Source organism: Allosphingosinicella sp. (genome assembly GCF_036403745.1).
In the GTDB taxonomy this organism is placed as follows: domain Bacteria; phylum Pseudomonadota; class Alphaproteobacteria; order Sphingomonadales; family Sphingomonadaceae; genus Allosphingosinicella.
In genome coordinates this window covers 1-22,557 of the sequence record NZ_DASWQI010000045.1, presented here as the reverse complement: position 1 = coordinate 22,557, position 22,557 = coordinate 1, and the positions used below count along the sequence as shown (strand labels likewise).

15 protein-coding genes are annotated in these 22,557 nt (G+C 66.6%); 6 read left to right on the top strand and 9 right to left on the bottom strand.

The window, feature by feature from the left end:
- Positions 1–68: 68 nt before the first annotated feature.
- A complete protein-coding gene (locus VGC56_RS08445; protein WP_464124453.1) occupies positions 69–1,094 on the top strand; it encodes a UDP-glucuronic acid decarboxylase family protein in 1,026 nt (341 codons plus the stop codon).
- Between the two features lie 23 nt (positions 1,095–1,117).
- Here the strand turns inward: VGC56_RS08445 and VGC56_RS08440 are convergent, their stop codons facing one another.
- Entirely contained in the window at positions 1,118–2,380 is a 1,263-nt protein-coding gene (locus VGC56_RS08440) for a glycosyltransferase family 4 protein (protein WP_464124452.1), read from the bottom strand.
- A gap of 49 nt (positions 2,381–2,429) precedes the next feature.
- Between VGC56_RS08440 and VGC56_RS08435 the strand changes: the two genes are divergently transcribed.
- Positions 2,430–3,479, top strand: a complete 1,050-nt coding sequence (locus tag VGC56_RS08435) for a UbiA family prenyltransferase (protein WP_464124451.1) — start codon at positions 2,430–2,432, stop codon at positions 3,477–3,479.
- On the opposite strand, the gene VGC56_RS08430 is transcribed toward VGC56_RS08435, so the two are convergent.
- The 4 genes from VGC56_RS08430 to VGC56_RS08415 all read right to left on the bottom strand — a co-directional run bounded on the left by VGC56_RS08430 (position 3,476) and on the right by VGC56_RS08415 (position 7,685).
- Entirely contained in the window at positions 3,476–4,372 is an 897-nt protein-coding gene (locus VGC56_RS08430; RefSeq protein ID WP_464124450.1) for a sulfotransferase, read from the bottom strand. The genes VGC56_RS08435 and VGC56_RS08430 overlap by 4 nt on opposite strands.
- A complete protein-coding gene (locus VGC56_RS08425; protein WP_464124449.1) occupies positions 4,369–5,391 on the bottom strand; it encodes a hypothetical protein in 1,023 nt (340 codons plus the stop codon). The genes VGC56_RS08430 and VGC56_RS08425 overlap by 4 nt, the downstream gene beginning before the upstream one ends.
- Complete coding sequence (locus VGC56_RS08420; protein ID WP_464124448.1) at positions 5,388–6,608, bottom strand: ABC transporter ATP-binding protein; 1,221 nt, start codon at positions 6,606–6,608, stop codon at positions 5,388–5,390. Before VGC56_RS08420 ends, VGC56_RS08425 begins: the two co-directional genes overlap by 4 nt.
- A 66-nt stretch (positions 6,609–6,674) precedes the next feature.
- On the bottom strand, positions 6,675–7,685 hold the full coding sequence (locus tag VGC56_RS08415; RefSeq protein WP_464124447.1) for an ABC transporter permease: 1,011 nt from the start codon (positions 7,683–7,685) through the stop codon (positions 6,675–6,677).
- Here VGC56_RS08415 and VGC56_RS08410 point away from each other — a divergent pair.
- Positions 7,678–8,571 carry a phytanoyl-CoA dioxygenase family protein gene (locus VGC56_RS08410; RefSeq protein WP_464124446.1) on the top strand — a complete coding sequence of 298 codons (894 nt, stop codon included), beginning with the start codon at positions 7,678–7,680 and terminating at the stop codon, positions 8,569–8,571. The genes VGC56_RS08415 and VGC56_RS08410 overlap by 8 nt on opposite strands.
- A 3-nt stretch (positions 8,572–8,574) precedes the next feature.
- On the opposite strand, the gene VGC56_RS08405 is transcribed toward VGC56_RS08410, so the two are convergent.
- Complete coding sequence (locus VGC56_RS08405) at positions 8,575–9,801, bottom strand: methyltransferase domain-containing protein (RefSeq protein WP_464124445.1); 1,227 nt, start codon at positions 9,799–9,801, stop codon at positions 8,575–8,577.
- Between the two features lie 174 nt (positions 9,802–9,975).
- Here VGC56_RS08405 and VGC56_RS08400 point away from each other — a divergent pair, with 174 nt between their 5' ends.
- Complete coding sequence (locus VGC56_RS08400; protein ID WP_464124444.1) at positions 9,976–11,085, top strand: acyltransferase family protein; 1,110 nt, start codon at positions 9,976–9,978, stop codon at positions 11,083–11,085.
- A gap of 80 nt (positions 11,086–11,165) precedes the next feature.
- On the opposite strand, the gene VGC56_RS08395 is transcribed toward VGC56_RS08400, so the two are convergent.
- From VGC56_RS08395 to VGC56_RS08385, 3 genes are all read right to left on the bottom strand, one after another.
- Positions 11,166–12,605 (bottom strand): DUF6056 family protein, encoded by a 1,440-nt coding sequence (locus VGC56_RS08395; protein ID WP_464124443.1) that lies wholly within the window; start codon positions 12,603–12,605, stop codon positions 11,166–11,168.
- Positions 12,606–12,747: 142 nt separating this feature from the next.
- Positions 12,748–13,788, bottom strand: a complete 1,041-nt coding sequence (locus VGC56_RS08390) for a cytochrome P450 (RefSeq protein ID WP_464124442.1) — start codon at positions 13,786–13,788, stop codon at positions 12,748–12,750.
- Positions 13,789–14,414: 626 nt separating this feature from the next.
- Entirely contained in the window at positions 14,415–14,738 is a 324-nt protein-coding gene (locus VGC56_RS08385) for a DUF2218 domain-containing protein (RefSeq protein WP_464124441.1), read from the bottom strand.
- Positions 14,739–14,869: 131 nt separating this feature from the next.
- On the opposite strand from VGC56_RS08385, the gene VGC56_RS08380 reads away from it, so the two are divergent.
- Positions 14,870–18,877 (top strand): non-ribosomal peptide synthetase, encoded by a 4,008-nt coding sequence (locus VGC56_RS08380; RefSeq protein WP_464124440.1) that lies wholly within the window; start codon positions 14,870–14,872, stop codon positions 18,875–18,877.
- Between the two features lie 128 nt (positions 18,878–19,005).
- The coding region (locus VGC56_RS08375) for a type I secretion C-terminal target domain-containing protein (protein WP_464124439.1) at positions 19,006–22,557 on the top strand (3,552 nt) is incomplete at its 3' end.

Genomic DNA, 22,557 nt, shown 5'->3' with positions numbered 1-22,557 from the left:
AATTCGAGTGGTATGACAGCGTACGGTGCTGTCGCTACCGTCGCGGAAGAAGATCAGAGGGAGCGGACGTGAACGACGAGAAGGAACAGGTCGCATTGGTCACCGGCGGCGCGGGCTTCATCGGATCGCATATGTGCGATGCGATCCTGGCCCGCGGCGGTCGCGTCGTCTGCGTGGACAATTTCATATCGAGCGCCCGCGAGAACCTGCGCCACCTCGACAGCGAGAGCCGCTTCGAATTCTTCGAAGCCGACGTGATAGACGGGGTGCCTGCGGCGGTCGATGCCATCCGCTTCACCCACGTCTACCATCTCGCCTGCGCCGGCTCGCCCGCCCACTATCAGCGCGACCCCGAGCATACGATGCTGACCAATGTCGTCGGCACGCGGAACCTGCTGCGCGTGGCGGAGCAAAATCAGGCGCGTTTCCTGCTGACCTCCACCAGCGAGGTGTATGGAGATCCCGAAGTCCACCCCCAGCCGGAAAGCTATCGCGGCTCGACGAGCTGCACCGGGCCCCGCGCCTGCTACGACCAGGGCAAGCGGGCGGCGGAGGCGCTGACCTTCGACTATCAGCGCGCAGGCCGCGCCGATGTCCGGGTGGCGCGTATCTTCAACACTTACGGTCCTCGAATGCGTGCCGACGACGGCCGCGTCGTCTCGAACGTCATCTGCCAGGCGCTCGCCGGCGACGACATCACCGTTTATGGCGACGGCTCTCAGACCCGCAGCTTTTGCTACGTTTCCGACCTGGTGGATGGATTGATGCGGCTGATGGACAGCGGGGTGACCGACGGTCCGGTCAACCTGGGCAACCCGGTCGAGCTCACCGTCAGCGACTTGATCGACCGCGTCCTGGCGCTGACCGGCTCGCGATCGCGCATCGTCAACAGGCCGCTTCCGGTGGACGATCCCCGCCGCCGCCGCCCCGACATCGGCCGCGCCCAAGCGCTGCTCGACTGGCAGCCAAAGGTGGCACTGCAGGAGGGGCTGGAATCAACCGTCGGCTGGTTCGCCAAGGAGATTGGCCGGTCTGCGTTCAGCTCGAGCGGCGCGCCGGTGCCGGCGCAGAGCTTTCGTACGGCAGCCGGGTAGCAGCGCGCCCAGCAATCCTAGGCTCAGCCGAAGAGGCGCGCATCCTCCACCGTGTCATGGTGCCCGCCGGGCGCGCCGCTGCTCCGGCTGACAGGGCCGGCCCCACGGACGCCGGCGTCGGCGATGTCCAAGAGCTGATCGGCGAAGGCGGCCGCTGGATCAGCTGGAACGAGCGCCCGGATCGCCGCCGCAGCGCGCAGGCCCATCGCCTCCAAATTTCCCCGTGCCTGCCACGCACGCTCCATTGCCTCGTCCATAGCGGCTTCGGTCGGTGCGGCGGCAAGGAAACCGGTCTCTCCGTCGGCGATCACCTCTGCGTTTCCGGCAACATCCGTGACGATGGGAACGCGGCCGCTCAGCATCGCCTCGACCACGACCAGCGGTAGCCCCTCGGCACGCGACCCCAGGACGAGGGCATGATGCTCCGCCCAGACGCCGACTATGTCGTTTACATATCCCCGAAAGACGACGTTTCCGAGATCGAGATGCTCCGCCATGCCGCTGAGCGCACGAAGATGCTCGCCGGCTCCGTAGACGGAGAGGGTGACGTCCCGCCGGCGCCATTTGTCCAATGCCAGCACACGAAGCAGAATGTCCTGGCCTTTTTCCTTTGCATAAAGACGGCCGATGCAGGCCAGGCGCAGCGCTCCCTCGCGGTGCGCCGGCCACGTATGACGCTGCGCCCAGGGCACCTTGAAGGGATTGCGTACGATCGACGCGTTCGGGATAGGCTGCCCGGTCTGCTCTTCGGTCAGCCGGCGATTGTGCTCGGCAACGAAAAAGCAGTGGACGGCGCCCGTGTAGAGCGCCTGCACCCACGGCAGCCAGGCATCATCAGGCCAGTAGAGGTCACTCGCCTTCTGACTGACGACGACGTAGGGCAGGTTGAGCCGCCGGCAGACAGAGCCGAGCAACCACCCGTCCTGATTGCCGCCTTGCGACAGAATGACGAGGTCCGGCGCCCGGCGCAGTTTGAGGCAAGACCAGAGCCGCACCGCCTGATAGCCAATGCTCAGCCGGTGCGCGAGCATCGCGACGGCGGAATAGGCCTTGTTCGGGAGAAACGGGAACCGGGCCAGCTCGGTGACGCGGCAGCCGACTTCGACAAGCCTGGCGACATTCCCCTCGGAGCGCTTGAGCCGGTTTTTGTAGACGTGGACATCATAGCCCGCGGCGGCCAAGACCGCCGCCGTCTCACTCCAGAGATCCTCACTGCCTCCCCACGTGAAGTTGCTGCTTATGAACGAGAATCGAATTCGGCGGCGGTCCGCCGGACGCTTCATCATTGAGGCTCAACCCCGCTTGCTCTAGCTGTGGGGGAACGGGTGGAGGAGAATGGCGGCGAGTGCAATCGAACAGGTTCGCGCCGCATTCCGCCGTCTGGTCGCCGTCTCGCGCAGCGGCGAATGGTGGGAATATAAGCTCGTCCCGATTTTCGCGATTTTCTACGCCACCGCCCTCCGGACGGGCATACCGCTGTGGACGTTATGGCCTGCTGCTCTGGCGCTGATGGGAGCCCTGGTGCCGGGCGCCATCTATGTCAGCATCCTCAACGATCTTACCGATCAGGAGGAAGATGCCGCGGCCGGTAAGCCTAACCGAATGGCCGGCCGGCCGCTGTGGCAAAAACTGCCGATGATCATGCTGCCGGTGGCCGCTGGCCTCCTGTTCGGCCTGTTCTGGTGGGGCGATCTGCCGTTGCTCCTGGCATACCTGTCCGCCTGGATTGCCTATTCCTTCTACTCGCTGCCGCCGATCCGGCTGAAAGCCCGCGGTTTCGCCGGAATTATCGCCGATGCGTGCGGCGCGCATCTCTTCCCGACGCTGACCGCCGTGCTGCTGGTTTGGCACCAGGCGCGCCTTGCGATCGATGTCGAATGGACAGCGGCGGTAGCGCTGTGGTCCCTGGCATACGGCGTGCGCGGGATATTCTGGCACCAACTCATCGACGTCGACAACGATCGCGCTGCGGGGGTGGCAACCTTCGCGTGCCGCCATCAGCCCGAACGCTTGAAGGCGCTGGCCCGTCACATGGTCTTCCCGCTCGAAGCGATCGGGCTCGCAGCCATACTTTTCTTGATGGGCACCGTGTTACCCGCGCTGCTCCTGCTCGGTTACCTCGTTCTGACGCAGCGGCGCGTGGCGCGCTGGGGCATGAAGGCGGTGCTCGTACAGCCGGAGCCGCGCTACTTCATAATCCTGAGCGACTATTATGACGTTTTCCTGCCCTTGGGTCTTCTGGTCGCCGCTGTGCTAACGCACCCTCTCGACCTCGCCGTGCTGGCGGTCCACCTCGTCCTGTTCCCGAACCGGATCCGTCTGGTCTTCAAGGACATGTGGCGCCTGCGACATTCGTTCAGCCGCATCGCCGCCAAGGGCGTTTAAAGGAGGTAAGCGTCGGAACAGTCGGCGTAGAGCGGCCGGCCCCGCAGCCGCTCGGCCCTCCCCGAGAAGCCACGGATCAGGTCTTCGTCGAGCGATGCCGCGGACACCGGAGGTAGAGGGTGCAGCTTCTGCAGGACTCGTATCGCACGTCCCAGCCGGTTCGATGATGCGGCCCGGGCTGCGAGCCGGACGGCCAGGCGCCGCGCCAGCGGAAGCCGGGCCGCCAGCCGGCCGAGCCGAGGATACCACGCAAGCTCGTCCGGAGACAAAGAGGCATTCACCGCTCCGAGCGACACCGGTGCCGGGTCGAGATTCATCCGCCGCTCCAGGTGGCTCAAGAACGAGGCCGGATCGTCTGCGAGCAACTCGTAGGGAAGGACGATCACGTTGTCCGCCCCGAACGCCTCCTCGTAAAGGCGTATGACCTCGTCGTAATCCCAAGGCTGATAATGAAGAGCGGCGCCGACCATATCGGCGAGGCTGAGGGTGCCTCCGGCCCGCACATATTGCGAATAGGAGGAGAGGATCATCGAGCGGAAACCCCGCGTTACGATGAGGATCGTCGCATCGCTGAACAGGCTTGCGAGGAGTGCGCAGACCCGCGCCTGCGCTTCTGCGGAACTGGCCGGGCCGCGCGCTTCATCGCCGCGCGTCCCTGCCGCCGGGGTGGCCAGCGGCGCCGTCAGGGCCTCCGCGCTCGTGACGCGCCAGGGCTGCGCCGCCTCGCGCTGCGGAGAAGCGGGCGACAGAGCGGCGTCCACGATTTCATACGCCCCCTCGATCCCGGCGATGCCGCCCTTCGCGTAGGCGATCTGCGGGTGCGCCTCGAACCAATGCTGGAGGAAGGTCGAACCTGCCTTTGGAAAACCGATATGGATGAGGTGCCTCGTCATCGCTCCCCCATCTGAAGAAACCGGGCGAGCGCCTCCACCGCGAAGGCGGTCGTCAGCGCCTCCGAGCCCCAGTGCGGCGTATCGCGATGGACCGGCGCGAATCCGCCGTCGCCCAGGCGCGTACGGCCTCCGTGATAGAGAGCAACGGCGGGCCAGGAGCCGTCCGGCTGCTGGAGCCGAAGAAGCCTGAAGGCCGCCTCGCCGTCGGGACCTAGCCCCAGAGCCGTTGCGGCACAGAGCGAAAGCGCTTCGTCCAGCGGGGTATTCGATGTCGCGACAGCGAGCTTGGCGGCGAGCAGCGCTTCACCCTCTTCGGATCTTCCGGCGAGCGCCCGCGCAAGAAAATACCAGATCGCAAAGGGATTATCGTACCATTTGTCGCACGTCCGCTCGCGATCCTCCCGGAGCACGGCCACCAGGTGGTCGACGACCGCGGCGTCGCCCGGAAAGGCGCCGAGGCAGAACAAGGCGTTCGCGTTGACGACAGCGTCCACGTCGCCGGGCGAAGCCGATGTCTGGCGAAAAAACGCTATCAGTGTCGGCAGATGGGCGACCCGGCGCCAAGTGGCTGCCATGTGCCGCGCTCCGCTCCATCGCATCCGCGGGACGAACCACGTGCAGAACAAACCGCCCGCCTCCCGGTTCGCGAGCAACAACGCGCGGTTGTCCGGGCCAGGCAGCGCGCCGGCGGCGAGGGCGGCGCAAGCGCAGCTCGTGTCGTCCAGGTCGGCGGGAAGGCTCCTGTAGGAGGGATGGGCGCTCGGCCAGTGGCGCCACAGTCCGTCGGCGTCCATCTGCGCGATCAGGAAGTCGCAAATCCGTTCCCGCAGCGGGCGGGCGGGCGGCCAGAAGGAAAGGGAGAAGGCAGCAAGGGCGCTCGGGAAAATCGAAGGATCGAGGGAGGCTCTGGACGGATCATTGCCGGCGAACGCATAGATCGGAAGCTCACCGTTAGGGCGCTGCGAGGCCTCCAGAAAACCGATGGCGCGTCCGAGCGCAGCACGAACGGGCTCCGTCATGCTTGTGCGTCCCAGCAGACATCGACGGCGACGAGCTGCTGAACCTGGGCCTGCACATTCGTCGTGGCGGTTGCGGGCCCCGTGACATGCAGCGGGAGCCCACTGCCGTCGCCCCGGTCGAGCGTAAGCGGATATCGTGTCACCGGATCGAGGATCGCCACCCAGAGCAGATACCGCCCCGGCAACAGCGGCAACCGCTCGACCACGCAGGAAAGCCGGCCCGGACCGGCGGCCAGAGGCTGCACGGTCTCGCAATAGGCGCCGGTGATGCAGACAATCTGATCGCCCGAGTAGATTGCAAAGCTCCAGCAGACGCGGGTCGGCGCATCGCAGGAATAGTCCACGGCGATGCTGAGCGGCTCGCCCGTCCGCGGCGTGCCGCCGTGGGGGCCGGCTGCTCGAACGCTCATTATCGTCATCGGACCGTGCTGCGCCGGCCGCGGCACGCCCGAGCTGCTGGAGCGATTGCGCATCTCGAACAGCGCGTTGAGAGAATCGACCGCACTGCCTGCGAATGCCAGCCGTCCCTGGTCGAGGAGAATGGCGCGACTGCAGACCGCCTGGACCTGGAACGCGTTGTGGGAAACGAGCAGCAGCGAGCCCCCGCCATCGAGAAAGGCTCGCATGTGGTTCAAGCATTTGCGCTGAAAGGCGAAATCTCCAACGGTAAGCGCTTCGTCGACCAGGAAGAGGTCCGGCTTCAAATGGGCGGAGATCGAGTAAGACAGCCTCGCCTTCATGCCGGAGCTATAGGATTGGACAGGCGCTTCGATGGACGCGTCGAGCTCCGCGAAGTCGATAACTTCTTCCTCGAAGCGTGCGAACTCGCGCCGGCCGATCCCGTGGAGGCTCGCAGCCACGCGGATGTTCTCGCGCCCGCTCAGGAGCGGGTTGAACGCTGTGCCCAGTTCGATGACCGCTTCGGTGCGGCCCCGGCCCCGAATCTCGCCACGATCCGGCTTCAGCAGGCCGCTGATCAGCTTGAGCAGCGTACTCTTGCCCGATCCGTTGAGACCCAGGACGGCGACGGCATCGCCAGGATCAACCGCGAACGAGACGTCCGTAAGCGCCCAGAACTCGCCCGCCCGTAAGCCTGACGGCCCCTTGGCCCTCAGCTCGCGAGCAATGTCGCGCAGGCCGTAGCCAAGGCCGGTTTTGAGACCATGGCTATATTTCTTCGACAGGCCGGTGACTATCAGAATCGGCTCAGCGGCCATGTGAGGCTCTATGGCTGCCGGCGTGCAGCCGGCACGCTACGCCCACCCCCGACCCAAGCGCACAGATCATCCCAGTCGAGCTACCAGGTGCGGCCGCGCGATACGGTATGAAAGCCACGCCAGCACGAGCGCGGCCAAAGCCACGGTGGAAACGGCGATGAACGTAGCGGCTCCACCGCTGCCGCCGGTCAGCCAATCGCGCGATGTGTCGAGGAGGATGGCGACCGGATTTAGACGGAACAGGCCGCGCTCGGGGAGCGGATAGGCTACCGGAGTGACAAAGAACAGGAAGCTCACCGCCAGAAAAAGGCCGCGTCCCAAATCGTCGTAGAGCAGACCGAGCGGTGCGGTGGCGACGCCGACCGCCAGTCCTGTCACGAACATGGCGAGCAATCCGACCGGGAAGAGCCACGCGCCCCACCCAACGGGAACGCCGAAAGCCAGGATCAGGACTGCCAGCGCGCAGAGGCGAACGGCTGCGTTCAGCAGGGCCTGGAGCGCCCCCACGCCGATCACCGCCTCATGCGACACGACGCTTCGCGTGATCAGCTGTCTCGAGCGCTTTAGCTGGTCGAGAGGGGCGTTCAGCCCATCGACGAACACTTGCCAAAGAACCATGCCGCTGAAAACGAAAACCGGATACGGCAATTCGGTGCGGCCGACCGCCACCACCCGCTGGGACAGGATGAAGGTGCACAGCGTCGCCAAGCCGACCGCGGGGATGATCAGCCAGAGGTACCCGAACCAGGAGCGACGGTGCTCGGCGCGAAGGCTGGAGAGGAACAACGCCCACGCCGGTGCGGCGCTCGCCCCAAGGTCTCGAAACGAACGTCCCAGGAAATCGCGTGGCCGCTTCAGCTCAGGCTCGGCAGTGTAGATGAAAGTCGTCATTCGACGCTGCTGGTATGCGTGCGCGCCGACGAAGTCGAGCTTACCGCATGCCGGCCCTTCCCGATCCCGGCGGCGAGCGCCTGCGCCGACTTCGCGAGGTGGCGAGCGGCGCAGATTCCCGTGGTCGGCGCCCGACGCGGCAGCTAGACGCGAAGACCCAAGCTGGAGCATGCGGCGGATGTTCATCGATCCGGTACTTCAAGAAGAATTTCAGCGGACCGGTTTCGTCGTGGTTGACCTTCTGGCTGCGGCGGAAGCTGCCGAGCTGCTCGACAGGCTGACCCGCCTCGAGGCCGTCGCGCCGGACTGGCCGGCTGGAGGCGACGCGACCCTACGCCAATCCTTTTTTCACCCGGACCCCACCTACCGGGCTGAAGTCGACACGCTTGGGCGCGCCGCGCTGACGGAGGCGCTCGCACGACTGATAAGCGGGTACCGCATTCTGGCTGCCGGGCATTTCATCAAAGGCCCCGACACGCCGGCCATGAATCTGCACCGCGACTGGACAATCGTCCGCAATCTGGAAACGCCTTCGCTGAACGTCTGGTGTCCTCTGATGCCGGTCGACGAGCGAAATGGGACGCTCGCGGTGGTTCCTGGGAGCCAGGCGCTTCCCAACGTGGAATCCGCAGGGGTGAGTCGTTTCTACGCGAAGTACGGCGAAACCCTGAAGCGCCGGGGAGAGCGACCGTCGCTGCAGGCAGGCCAGGCCATAATATTCGACAACCGGCTGATGCACTGGTCGACACCCAACGAAACGGGGGCGCCGCGTCACGTGTTGCGGGGCATATGCATGCCTGAGGATGAGAGGGTCGTTTTCTACCGTCTCGAAGTGGAAGCGGGAGGCCGCCGGTTCGAAGTCCTGGACGTAGAGGATGGAGGCGTTCTCACCGGAATACCGGACGATCTCGAGCTGGGGGTCATCCAGAAGAAGTCACTGGGCTACGTTCCAAACCTCAACCGGCCTCTCACCTTGTCGCAATGCGAACGGCTTCTTCGCCACAGGAAGGAGGGGCGGCCCCGCCGGCCCATGACAGGCCTGCGGCGATGGGTATCCAACCTCGCCGGCTGATATTCAGCCGCCGCGTGGCCGTGCCAAAATCGCTGTCTGGTAGTAATAAGCGGACGGGGTCGCGGATACGACTTCGAACGCGGGATCCAGGAGGCGGGCAAAGTACCGGCGATCGTAGAATACCTGGGACAGGTCGTCCCGGCCGACCGTGAACATATCGCTGGCGTGCTTGAATGCCTTGAAGGAGGGCAGCTCCCTCAGAAACCGCATCATCGGCGAAGGGTCGGGTGCCATCTCGAGTTGCCGGATGGTGTCCTCGTCATGGATCGTCAGGTAGACGCGCCCGTTGGGCGCCAACAATCGCCGCAGTTCGAGCAGCCAGGCTTTTGCCAGATCGTCGATATGCGTGAAGAGCGAGCCGCAGTAGATCAGTCTGAAGTAGCCGTCGGGGAACGGGAGGTGCGGGGTCTTCGTGCTCGTCAGAAAATGGAATGGCGGCGTCAGGTTTCGTTGGCACCAGTAGATGTGGCGTGCGCTGATGTCGGCGCCCCAAATCTCGCATGAGCGGGCAAAAGGGGCGAGGTGCCGTATCATGCGTCCGGCCCCGCAACCGAGGTCCAGCACCCGATCGCCGGCTTGAAGCGTGAACCCCGAAGCTTCCGCGATCTCGAGCATCGTGCGCACATGGAAAGCGCCGTGGGCAGGATATTTGTATCCGAGCCACAGATCCTCGGGCGGCACGGGAAGATCGGCCTCGTCGTAGACGGGCGCGCGGGCTTCGCTCAGCGGCAGTGCGTAATCCTCGCCCGGCGCGTAAGCGAAGTAAGCGGAATCCTGGAACGGAGAGCGCGCCGGCTTACGGCGGAGCGGGCGGGCCAACCGGGCGCGGAGACGTGCGGGCAACGACCTCAGAGTTCGCCGGCTGCCGTCCGGCTCCGCCGGCTTGCGCATAACGAAGGACCTGGCACGCCATGCACCGTCTTCGCGCACGAGCGCCATGCTGCAGCAGAGAACTTCCGAAAATGGGCCGTGAGGCCCCTCGGCACTAACGTCGAGCGTGAACGAAATGCGGGTTTCGCGGTCATCCCCCGCAATTTCGGCGACCTGCGTGGCGATCCTTAGCGGCCGGACATCGGAGGCCGCGATCGCTGCCAGTTCCTCTGCGGATGTGAGGCTATTCCCATCGGGCCAAGTCGCCCGATAATCCTTCGTACGCAGCCGGGCGGCTGCTTCGACATCCCCTGCAACGGTCGCTTCAGCCCAAGATGCGAGGAAGGCGGTGATTTCCAATCGGCGGCCCTCGCCTTGCGCATCCATAGCTCGCCGATCCGATCTTCATCCCCCGTCAGGCCCATCCCCGTAACGTGCGGACCTGGCGATTGCCAGCCTGGTCGCACCGGTCGTCGACGCTGCCGCCACCGTCTCGCAACGGGGGTGGAGGCGAGGCTTGCCGCCTCTCCGGCCTTGTGGCAGCATTTTCTATCCGCGACGGCCTCGGAGGCGGTGCGCAGCGATCGCGAGAAAAATCCGTTGTTCCATTCGCAACCGGGCGCCTCTCAGTCTTTGATGTCGCGGGATATCCACATGGTAGAATCGCTGCGTGGATTCGCGGCTTTGTCCGTCTGCCTCTTCCACCTGACGGGTGACGGGCTGCCCAACGTCGCGGTTCCCGAGTTCCATCGGCTGTGGTCGTGGGGCTGGGCGGGCGTCGATGTGTTTTTCGTGATTTCCGGCTTCGTCATCCCGTACGCGATGCTGCGGGACGGTTACGTCTTGAGGCGATGGCCGGGCTTTCTCGGCCGCCGGATAATGCGGGTCGGGCCACCGTCATGGATCATGCTCGCGCTTACTATTGCTACATTCCTGGCCCTCGACACCGCCCGGGGGAGGGGGCCGCTCTGGTCCAAGGACCTTTCCGTCGTTCAGTTCCTTTGCAACGCAACGTACATCATTCCGTTCACGCACCTGCACTGGATAAGCTTGAACCTTTGGACGCTGGCGGTGGAAGTGCAATTCTACGTCGTCATAGCGGCCATATTTCCGGTGTTATTCCGTAACATACCCTCGTTCATCGGCTGCACCCTTGCACTGTGCTTGGTAAGATACCTGCCGCTTCCGCACGGCTTGGTGTTCTTTTGGTACGCACCTCTGTTTCTGACCGGGGCTGCAACATTTCTCTACGTCGGGAGAAGGGTGGGCGCGTTCTGGTATCTGGGTTCCCTGCTGGCGCTGGCGCTGGTCACTTATGTTCAGCTCGGCCTCACTCCGACGATTGCGGGAGTGTTGACTGGCCTCGCGATTGCCTTCGTGAAACTGAAACGGCTGACCGGCTTTTTCGGCAAAATCTCTTACTCTTTGTACCTGCTTCATCCCTTGGTCGGAGCGACGGCCGCTCTTCTCGTCGAGCGCGTTACTGGGTCCGGCGGCTCCGCGGCGAAGCTCTTGATCGTCGGGTCGGCGGTCGGCGCCTCCATCCTCGCGGCGTGGCTGTTTCACCAGCACGTCGAGCGGCCGTTCATCGCGCTTTCGAAAGCTCTGTTCGGGCGACGACATGACGCACAGCCAGCCCTATGACGGAGATGATGAAGGCCTGCGGTCTGCTCGAGGTGACCGCGGCGCGATCGAGCGGGAGGTTTGAGGCAGCCGACGGGATTTCATTCCCCACGCCACAGCCGCCGACCCGAATCCTCGCCCGGAGCGGCCCGTACGGTCCGCACGCCCATCAGTCTGGCCACCGATCGATTTTCGATGCGCCGAGGATCGTTCGGCAGCCCCTGGCTCATCAGCAGCCGCGGATGCGACGGCACCCTCCTCAAAATGATATCGGCTTCCCCTCGTCCACGCCGGGTCCGAACGTCCGCCAGTTGCTCGCGGTTCGCGGCCAGCCACGCCCCATGAGCGTATGGAAGTTCCGCAAAGGCCGTCCGCGTGTTCGCGGAGAGAAGCAGAGCAAGTCCGAACAAGCCCGCGGCGCATGTACCGAGGAGACCGCTGCGCCAGCCAGGGGCGGTCGCCGCATCGACCTTCTCGCGCAGAACCAGGCTCGTCGCAGCCCAGCCGATGACGAACAGGGCGTAGAGCAGCGTCTGCAACCTGCCGGGTGGCGGAAAACCCAGCGAATAAGCGACGAGAAACCAGACGGTGAACGCGCAACCCAATGTGAGGGTCGGCAGGACGACGAGCCACGGAAGGCCGATCCTTGCCCAGGCCGGCTCAACCCTGCGCAGCGGACCTGCGGTCAGCAGCAGCAACGTCAGCGCGACCAGACGCAGGTCGAGGAGCCAGGCGACGGGCGTGCTTCGGAAGCCGAATGTCAGAGCGGCGCCTCGGGCAAGGCTGCCGCCGTAGGGAAACACGGCGGCGCGGGCGGCATTGCCCGGCGCGAGAAGGTTGACGGCAAGCCCCGCCGCCACGAGCGCCGCCGTCACGAGGCACGGGATGAGCGCGGCTTTTCGGCCCAGGTGCCAATTGGCCAGTCCCGTGCACGCCGCCGCGGCGAGCAGAACGATTCCAGCGGCCTCGTGCGCACCGCTCGACAAGGCGCCGACGGCTCCGGCCGCGATCGCATGGCGCAAGGACGGCTGCTCGCCGACCGCGCGCGCCAGGAGCCGCAGGGAGACCATCAGCAGGAGGAACGGAATGCCATATTCAAACGCGCCGCTAAACCAGTAGAATACCTCCGAAGGCGCCGGCGCCCCCGCCCAGAAGACCGCAAACAGCATGGCTGCAAAGCCCGCCACCTGACCACGCGACGCGCGCTCTCCCAACAGGAGGCCCGACGCAAGGAAGAAACCGGATAACCATACCAGAAAAGCGGCCAACAGCGCGACGGTATAGCCAGGTCCAAAGATACCGATCCTCGGCGTGAGCACGGCATAAAACAGGCTGGTAAGCCAGCGGCCCGTCCAGAATTGATAAAGGGAAGCAACTTGCGATGCTACATTTTCGTGCTTGTCCGTAGCCCTCCAAAAATCGTCTAGCGCAGGAAATGCTATAAACGTATAGCTCAGAGCAACTGCTAAAAGAGCCGCAATAAAAATACAGATTATAATAGACTGGGCACGGCTGCTCGCTTGGGCAATTTTCAAATTCACTGCTACAACTCCGTTAGCAGATTGGACGGGATCGCTTCTGGCTATCTTGCTACCGCCCGAGAGGCGGTGAACGAGATCAAGACGATGTGCAGAACGTTCGTGACGAGCCCGCTCGCGCATTCAACCCGGGGATTGCCGGCCATCAGGTCCACACGATCAGCCGCGTCGGGGTGGCGATCCCCTGGACGACTGCCAGCTCCGCAGACTCGCCTGGCGCGGCCGAACGCGCCAGAAGCTCGCGAAGCGCGACGAGCGTCAGCTGTCTGCCGATGCCGGCGCCGAGGCAATGATGAGGGCCGGCGGAAAAGGCGAGGTGCGCCGTTCTCTCCCGGTCGAGCCGCAACTCGGCAGGGTTGTGGAACGTCGAGGGGTCCCTGTTAGCGGCGAGCAGCGAGAGAAAGATCGTGGTGCCCCCGGGCAATTCGACACCGCCGAGGCTTACCGGCCGGACCGTCCGCCGGAGCACGTTCGGCTCCGGGGGATAGAGGCGCGCAACCTCGTCCACAAAAGGCGCAAGCCCGGCCGGGCTTTCTCGTAGCGCCGCGTGCAGCGACTGCTCGCCGAGGAGGGACCAGGCCGACCGGACGATGAGGCGCTCCGTGGTCTCGGCGGCCGCGCGGCACATCAGGCGCACGAGGCTGAGCGCCGCGGCCTCTCCGATCGCGGCGCCTTGAGCGCTGACGATCCATGCGAAGAGGCGAGCGCTCGCCAACGTGTCTCGTGACTGTTCGCCGATACGGTCGGGCGGCAGGTTGAGGTCGTCGCCGTCGAGGACGAGGCCGATCTGCCGCTCGCCCAGCCCCACCAGACGCGCGGCGGCGCGGCGGGCCAGGGGCGCCGCGAAATCGGCGACCAGGTCGAACTGCGGACGGATCAGGTCCCTCGCGTCGGTGGTCGCTTGGGAGCCGATGTCCGCCAGCCTCGCCCGGGTAAGATAGGTCGCGAGAAGACGCCGGATGATTCCGTGGCCAGGTTGGTCCGCGCCCAGCAGGACCGGATCGATCGTGTTCTGCGGCGTGCTGGAAAAGATGTGCGACGCCTCGAGGGCCTCTCGCACCGCATCGTGAGATACCGCAATCCACACGCCGTGACGGGTGAGGAAGACCACCGGGCCGCTGCTCCGTAGCTGGTCGAACGCCGCAAAGGGCGGGTGGGTAGCGGCCACGCTCGCAAAGTCGAACACTCTCGCCGGATCGTATGCGTCCTCATCGCCGCATGGCGCTCGAGGAGCTTTCCACAGCGAGGCGAACGAGGCGCGTAGGCTCATGGAGTCACCCGCAGGTATCGCCGGCAGCCGAGGTCGGCTCGGAAGCAGAAACAGCGACCTCACGAGCAAGCGCCGCGACGCCCTGGGCCAAAGGCGGCGCGTAGCCGGCGTGGAACGGTAAGCGGGGTCGGATCAGCATTCTGACATTGGCCTACCTAGCATAGAGCGCATTCGCTCTAAATGTCGGCGATCGGTCGAAAGCCGACACGTGGTCCGCGCCCTTGTGCCACGAAAGGGGCAATTGTGCAGTTTACAAACGCCCTCGGGCGCGATCTGCGCCGACGAGCCTCACCAGCCCCACCTCCAAGGCCGCGCCAATGAGAGCGGCTACCGCACCCCGAAGGCAAGGACGTAACGCCACGGCTCGTCAGCAAAGGCACCGACGGCACCGCCTGAACGCACATCTGCGAGCGCCAAGAGCGGCCATTCGGTTCCGAGTGGATTTCGAACCGCTGCGCGGACGTATGTGGAAACAAGCTCACGTTCCCAAGCAAGCCTCTGAGTTCCGGCGGACCTACTGTCCGCCAGCCCTTCGGGCCCGCTCAGCCCTCGCGCCAGTCGAAGGGGAGCGGAGCCTCTCGAAAGGCGAACCGGTCGAGGTGGCGGGCGACCGCGCCTTCTATGGCGCCAAGCTGCTCCGCCGACGTCGCGTCTACCCGGACGCTGAGCGCTTCCGCCGCGGCGTCGAAGGTTACGACCGCATCGCCCGGAAAGTCGGCTCCACGCGCGTCTCTCGGGAAGGTGACGGTGCCGTGCTCGGCGGTGAATTCCACTGCCAGATTGTGCGCCCAATGCTTGCAGAGCTGCTGGAGATACCGGCTGCCGCTCTTGGTCGGAACGAGGGCGGTGGCGGCGTAGGCGGTCATGGGCACGGCTCCTTAGCGGCGGGCGGCTTCCCTCGGACGGCCGCCCTGCACGCGCGGTGAACGCTCGACACCCGAGTCGGCTGCCAAGGCGCCCGTGTTGACGGCCCCGGTGGCGCCGCTACGTCGGGCGGATGGGAAGGGACGATCCACGAATCCGGCACGCGGAAGCGGGCGAGGAGCGGCTGCTCCATCACTTCCTCGCCCTTCCCGCCCGGCTGACGCCGGACGCGCCGGCCATCGAGGTCCCGCCCGCACGGGGGCGGAGCGAGCGTCAGGCGCTGAGCTACGGCGCCCTCGAAGCGCTTTCGGATCGCCTCGCCCTCCACCTCCTGCCCCTGCTCGAACCGGAAGCCATCGTGCCGCTGCTCCTGCCGCGCACCTCGCCGCTCCTCCACGTCGCGCAGCTTGCGGTGCTGAAGGCCGGCGGCGCCTTCACCTGTCTCGACCCCAATTTCCCGTTCGAGCGGATGAAGGAGATCGTCGCCGACGCCGATGCCCCGGTGCTGCTGTCGGACGTGCAGGGCCTCGCGCGCCTGGCGCCGCTGGCGGGCGAGGCGGTCCGGCTGATCGACGTTGCCGGCCTGCTGGAGCGCGTTCCGGAGGCGGCAGCGCTGCCGCACGACATATCCCGCGACCGCCTCGCCTACGTCATCTACACGTCCGGCACGACGGGCCGCCCCAAGGGGGTGATGATCGAGCATGGCAGCATCGCCAACCTCGTCCGCTCCGACCTCGAGGAATTCGGCCTGACGCCCGCCGACCGTGTCGTCCAGGGCTCCTCGCCCGCCTACGATTCGTTCCTCGAGGAGACCTGGCTCGCCTTCGCCGCCGGCGCCACCCTGGTGGTGATGGACGACGAGGCGGCGCGGCTCGGGCCGGATCTCGTGCCGTGGCTGCGGATCGAGCGGGCTACGGTCTTCTGTCCGCCCCCCACGCTGCTGCGCAGCACCGGCTGCGCCCATCCAGCGGAGGCGCTGCCGGATCTGCGGCTGCTCTATGTCGGCGGCGAGGCGTTGCCGCACGACATCGCCGATTTGTGGGCGCAGAAGCGGCGGCTGGTGAACGGCTACGGCCCGACCGAATGCGCCGTCACCTGCCTTCGTGGCGACGTCCGTGCCGGGGAGCCGGTCACGATCGGCCGTCCGGTGCCGGGGATGCAGGGCTGGGTGCTGGACGAGCATCTCGCCTTGGTGCCGGACGGCGGCCGGGGCGAATTGTGCATAGGCGGCCCCGGCGTGGCGCGCGGCTACCGCAACCGGCCGCAGATCGAGGCCGAGAAGTTCGTCCGGCACCCCGAGCTGGGCCGCATCTACCGCACCGGCGACCTCGTTCACCGGGACGATGCCGGGGACTTTCACTGTCACGGCCGCATCGACGCGCAGGTGAAGATACGCGGCCACCGCGTCGAACTCGCGGAGATCGAGGCGCGGCTCGCCGGGCTGGAGGGTGTGCGCGGGGCGGCGGCGCGCCTCCAGGGCGAGGGCGGGGCGGCCGAGCTCGTCGCCTGGGTCGTCCCCGACGATCCGTATTCGCCGCCGGAGCCGGAGGTGCTGAGGACGGCGCTCGGCGCGACTCTGCCCCGCCACATGGTGCCGCGGCGCATCGGGATGCTGGAGGCGCTGCCGACGACGGTGGGCGGCAAGCTGGACCGGGCGGCGCTGCCCGAGATCGACGCATCCGGACATGCTGCCGCAGCCCCGTCAGCCGCGCCCGCTACGCCGCTCGAGCGCCAGATCGCCGCCGGCGTCGGCGATATCCTCAAGCGCCCCTCACGCGTCTCGGTGGATGCGGATTTCTTCGAAAACCTCGGCGGCGACTCGCTCTCGGCTGCGATGCTGGTGACGTTGCTGCGGGACGATCCGGCAACGGACTGGATCACCGTCAGCGACGTCTACGAAGCGCGCACGGTGCGCGCCTTGGCGGAGATCGGCGCCACCCGCCTCGCGCCGGATGCCGCTGCAGAACCGGCGCTTCGGCGCGAGGGGCAGCCACGGCCTCTGCTCGCCGGCATCGTCCAGCTCCTGTGGCTGGCGGGCGAGCTCCTCGTCGGCTCCTGGCTCGCCTGGCTGACCGCGTTCAAGCTGCTTCCGCCGCTCTTCGATTCGATGGGCCTCGTCCTCTTCGTGCTGCTGGCGCCTTTGCTCGCCGTCGCGGGCGCCGCGCTCTACATCCCCGCTTCCGTCGGCATGGCGGTGCTGGTGAAGCGGCTCGTCATCGGCCGCTACCGCCCTGTCCGCGCCCCCGTCCGCAGCGCCTATTACCTGCGCCACTGGATCGTCATGCAGGCGGCGCGGCTGATACCCTGGCCGCTTTTGCAGGGGACCAGTTTCCAGCAGACGGCGCTCCGGGCGCTCGGCGCGAGGATCGGCCGCCGCGTCCATATCCACCGCGGCGTCGATCTCGGCCGCGGCGGCTGGGATCTGCTCGACATCGGCGACGACGCCTCGCTCGGCCAGGACGTCCATATCGGGCTGGTCGAGCTGGACCGCGGCGACATCGTCGTCGGGGGCGTCGCAATCGGTCCCGGCGCGGCGCTGCGGGTCCGCTCCTCCGTACAGGGCGGCTGCAGCGTCGGGGCAGACGCCGAGCTCGCACCGCTCTCCGTGCTCAATGCGGGAGAGGCGATCCCGCCCGGCGAGCGCTGGGACGGCGTCCCCGCCTTGCCGGCCGGATTCGCGGAGCCGCCCCGGCCAGTCTCCGGAGGCCGCGCCATGTCGCCGGCTATGCACGGCTTCCTGATGATGCTGGCGCGAGGGACGGCATCCTCGCTGACCCTGCTGCCCGCCGAGCTGCTGACGCTCGCACTCTGCCGGATGAGCGGCGTCGGCATTGAGCAGGTCTGGCGCTGGCTCTATCACCCGAGCCTGGACGCGACGGTGATCGCCATCGTCCTCGGGCTGACGGCGGTGAGCGTGCCTCTCACGCTCGTCGCGACCGCTCTCATCCTGCGTGCGATGGGAGAGGTGCGGCCCGGCACGATCGACCGCTGGAGCGCTGCCTATGTCCGCGTGTGGCTGAAGACGGGCATGCTTTTCAGCGCCGGCGAGTGGCTGAGCGGAACCATGTTCTGGCCGGCCTGGCTCCGGCTCGCGGGGATGCGCATCGGCCGCAAATGCGAGGTCAGCACGATCATCGACGTGGTGCCGGAGCTGGTCGAGATCGGGCCGGAGACCTTCTTCGCCGACGGCATCTATCTCGGCGGCGCCGAGGTCACCCGCGGCGCGGTGCGGCTGGCGCCGGTCTCGCTCGGGCGCAACACCTTCCTCGGCAACCATGCAGTGGTGCCGGGCGGCGAGCGGCTGCCCGCCGACATCCTGATCGGCATCGCCACCGTCGCCGATTCACGCCAGATCGCCAGCGGCCATTCGCGCTTCGGGCATCCGAGCTTCGACCTGCCCCGCCGTGAGGTGGTGGAGGTCGACCGGCGCTTCACCCACGACCCGTCCGCCATCCGCACTGCGAACCGCGCCTTCTGGGAGCTGCTCCGCTTCGCCCTGCCGGTGGTGCCGCTGCTGCTGACCGTCGCCTGGTATGCCATCCTCGCGAGCGGCGGACGCTCGGCCGGCCCCTGGACCTTCGCGCTGCTCGTCATACCCGCTGCGACCTTGCTGCCGCTCGCCGCACTCTGCCTGACGGTGCTGGCGCTGAAATGGCTGCTGATCGGGCGGGTCAAGCCGGGCCAGCATCCGCTCTGGTCCTGCTGGTGCAGCCGCTGGGACTTCGTCTACGTCGCCTGGGCCAAATATGCGAACCGCATCCTCCAGCAGCTGGAGGGCACGTACCTGCTCATGGCCTATCTGCGGCTGATGGGCCTGAAGATCGACCGCGGCGCGGTGCTCGGACCCGAATTCGCCCAAGTCGTCGATCCTGACATGATCGACATCGGCGCCGGCGCGACGGTCAGCGCGATGTTCCAGGCGCATACGTTCGAGGATCGCGTCCTCAAGGTCGGCAAGGTGACGATCGGGGCGGGGGCTACCATTTCCGCCGGCACCGTGCCGCTCTACGGCGCGGCGATCGGCGAGGGCGCTTATGTCGGCGCCCACAGCGTCATCATGAAGCACGAGCATCTCCGCCCCGGCCTTCGCTACCAGGGCGTCCCGACGCGGGTGTTCGGGAGGGAAGCGGAGGAGCCCTAGCCGTCCTGAGGTTTCGGAGCGGCGCCTGTGCCTCGCAAAAAACGCTGGCGAAACAAGTCTCTGCCCAATAATATTGAGGACGAAGGGGCAGGCGGACGGATGATCGCGCCTGGGTGGGGGGACAGCGCATGATCAGGAAAACCGGCAGCCCGGTGGGCGAGACGATCGTCGCGAGCCTGCTGAGGACGCGGATCGACGCCGGGGGCGGCAACGATACGCTCATTGGCGTGAGCGAAGATCAGCTGTTCGGCGGCGACGGCAATGACGTGATAACGGCGGGCGCGGGCGACAGCTTCCTCAGCGGCGACAGCGGCGATGATCGGCTCACCGACGGCGCCGGCAACGACGCTTTGTACGGCGGGGACGGCAACGATATATTGGTGAGCCGCGCCGGAAGCGATTGGCTCCAAGGGGACGCCGGCAACGATTCCTTCACCATCATTCGCAGCGCGAGCGGACAAGCCGGCGACGGAATCCTGGGCTCGGGCGGCAGCGGCAATGACGATTTCTACATCGATACGAGCGGCAGCTATTACAGCTACGTCGCGGTCTACTGCGGCGACGGCGACGACGTGGTCGAGATCGGCGGCGTCAGCGGGTGGCTCGACCTGACGCTGGGCGCGGGCTCCGACACGATCCGGTTCGACAGCGTTCCCCACGGAGAATTGTTCGCCTCGGTCACCGTATCCGACTTCCAGGTCGGCGACGGCGGCGACCGCCTCGACTTCAACCGGCTCCTGGGATTCCTGGTCGGGAACGTGACCGCCAGCCCGTTCACGCTCGGCTATCTCCAGCTCGTCCAGAACGGCGCCGATACTTTGGTCACGTCGAAGTTCGGCGATCTGGCGACGCTCAAGAATGTCGATGCGGCGTCTCTGACGGCCTGGAATCTGGGCGGCTACGGCCAGGACGGCTCTCTGCAAGGGCCGACGACAGTGGGCGGCACGCCCGGCGACGACCTTCTGTTCGGCGGCTCCGGGGCCGACACGATCGACGGCGGCCCCGGTAACGATACCATCTGGGGCGGGATGGGGAACGACACGCTTACCGGGGGCGACGGCAACGATCAGCTCAGCGCCGACTTCGGAGACAATCACCTCGATGGCGGGGCCGGCGACGACATCCTCGCCGACGGAACGGGTTCGGACGTCCTGATCGGCGGCGACGGCAATGACACGATCATCGCCGAAGGGAGCGACACGATCGACGGCGGCGACGGCGACGACCGGCTCACCTCGCTGGTCGGAGACGGCGACACCGCCCACGCCGTCACCGGCGCGGGGGCCGACCGGATCACCCTCTTCAGCGAAGGCGGCGTCGCAACGCTCGACACGGGTTCCGACAACGACACCGTCAGCATCGCCGAGCTCGACGGATCTCTGCAACTGACGCTCGGCAGCGGCTCGGATCTCGTCACCTTCAACACCAGCCTGACCTCCGGAAGCGTGGTGATCACCGATTTCCAAACGGGTGACGCCGGCGATGTGCTCGACGTGGTGCCCCTCCTCACCATCGGCACCAACTGGAACCGCACGAGCAATCCCTTCGCGGCGGGAAATGTCCGCCTCCTGCAGGCGGGTGCGGACACGTTGCTGCAGATCGACGGCGCGGCGGGCGACGGCCATTGGGTGACGCTGGCGACGCTGCAGAACACCGTCGCCACATCCTTCACCGCGGCCAACCTGCGCGGTCTTCCGACGGACGGGTCGAGCGCGCCAGGCATCGTCATCTCCGGGAGCGGCGGCATAACGGGAACGATCGGGCCCGATTCGATCACCGGGAGCGAGGGCGCCGACAACATCAAGGGCGCCGCGGGCGACGACATGATCTTCGGCAACGGCGGCAACGACAGGATCGATGGCGGCCCCGGTGTCGATACCGTCCATGGCGGCGGCGGTGACGACACGATCACCGTTGGCAGCGGCGCCGATACCGTCCACGGCGACGATGGCGCCGATCATCTCACCGGCAACGTCGTCGGTGCCCATCTTTTCGGCGACGACGGCAACGACCGGATCGACGACAATGCCGGGGCGGCGGAAGTGGACGGCGGCGCCGGCGACGACGTGATTCAAATCTGGGTACCCGGATCGCCGACGGTGACCGTGCGCGGCGGCAGCGGCGACGATGCCATGTTGAGTGTCGGCGGGGGCACGCCCAACCTCATCGTCGACATGGGCGATGGGCGCGACAGCGTTGCTCTCTTCTCCTTTTCGGCGGCGACAATCACCCTCGGGGCCGGAGCCGACGCGCTGTCGCTTATCTATTCCCTGATCGGTGCCACCGCTCCCAGCCTCGTCGTCACCGATTTCGCGGCTGGCGCGGCGGGCGACTGGCTCGATCTCTCCGGCTTGCTCTCGTTCAATGCGGGCGGCTGGAACCAGGGCATGAACCCGTTCGACAGCTTCTATCTGCGCGTCGTGCAGAGCGGTCCCGACACGCTCGTCCAGTTCGATCGCGACGCCGCTGGAAGCAGTGCCGATTACGTCACCGTCGCCGTCCTTCAGAACGTCGTCGCCACCGCCCTGACGAAGGAGAATTTCGGCTACGGCAGCGACTCGGCTGACTTTTTCGACTTGAGGGCCGGCGCGCCGGGTGTCTGGCACGGCCTTGGCGGAGACGACGTCTTCTACCTCGGCGACGCCGGCGCCCAGTTTCCCGGCGGCCGTTACGACACCGTGTTTGCGGACGGAGGCGCCGGCGCCGACACGGTCGTCCTGCAGGGCGATTACTCGACGGGGCTGCTGCTGGCGAACGGTGCGCTCGGCGACATCGAGACGCTGAGGGTGCTCAGCCATCTCGACGCCACCTATGGCGGCGCGGGAGCGGACCCGTTCAGCTACGTCCTCCAGACCGACGACGATGAAGTCGCCGAGGGCGCGCACTTGCTGGTCGACGCGAGCGGGCTGCAGGCCGACGAACCGCTGACCTTCGACGGCTCTTCCGAAACCGACGGCTTCCTCCACGTCGTCGGCGGCGCCGGCGCGGACGACATCACCGGCGGCGGCGCCGCCGACCTGCTGGAGGGCGGCGACGGCAACGACACGCTCGACGGCAGCTACGGCGACGACGTGATGGCCGGCGGCGCAGGCGACGACACCTACTTCGTCGACGATGCGGGCGATCTCGCGGTGGAGCAGAGCGGCGAAGGCACCGACACCGTCTTCACGTCGCTCGCCGCCTACACGCTTCCGGATAATATCGAGAACCTCACCGCCGAGCTGTATGCCGACGAGACGCTGACCGGGAACGCCTTGGACAATATCATCACCGGCTTCCTCGGCAACGACACGATCGACGGCGGCACCGGCGCGGACACGATGGCGGGAGGCGTCGGCGACGACGTCTATTTCGTCGACAATGCCGGCGATGTCGTCACTGAGATTGCGGGTGAAGGCACAGACGAGATCCGCACCACCCTTGCGACCTACACCCTCCCCGCGAATGTCGAGAAGCTGACGTATGCGGGGAGCGGCAACTTCACCGGCATCGGCAGCACTGGCGACGACATCATTACGAGCAATGGGGGCAACGACTTTTTCGACCTGACGCAGGGCGGCGCCGACAAGGCGTCGGGCGGCGGCGGCACCGATGCCTTCTCGTTCGGCGCGGCGTTCGGGGCCGGCGACTCAGTGGACGGCGGCGCGGGCGCCGACACCGTCGGCATCCGCGGCGATTAT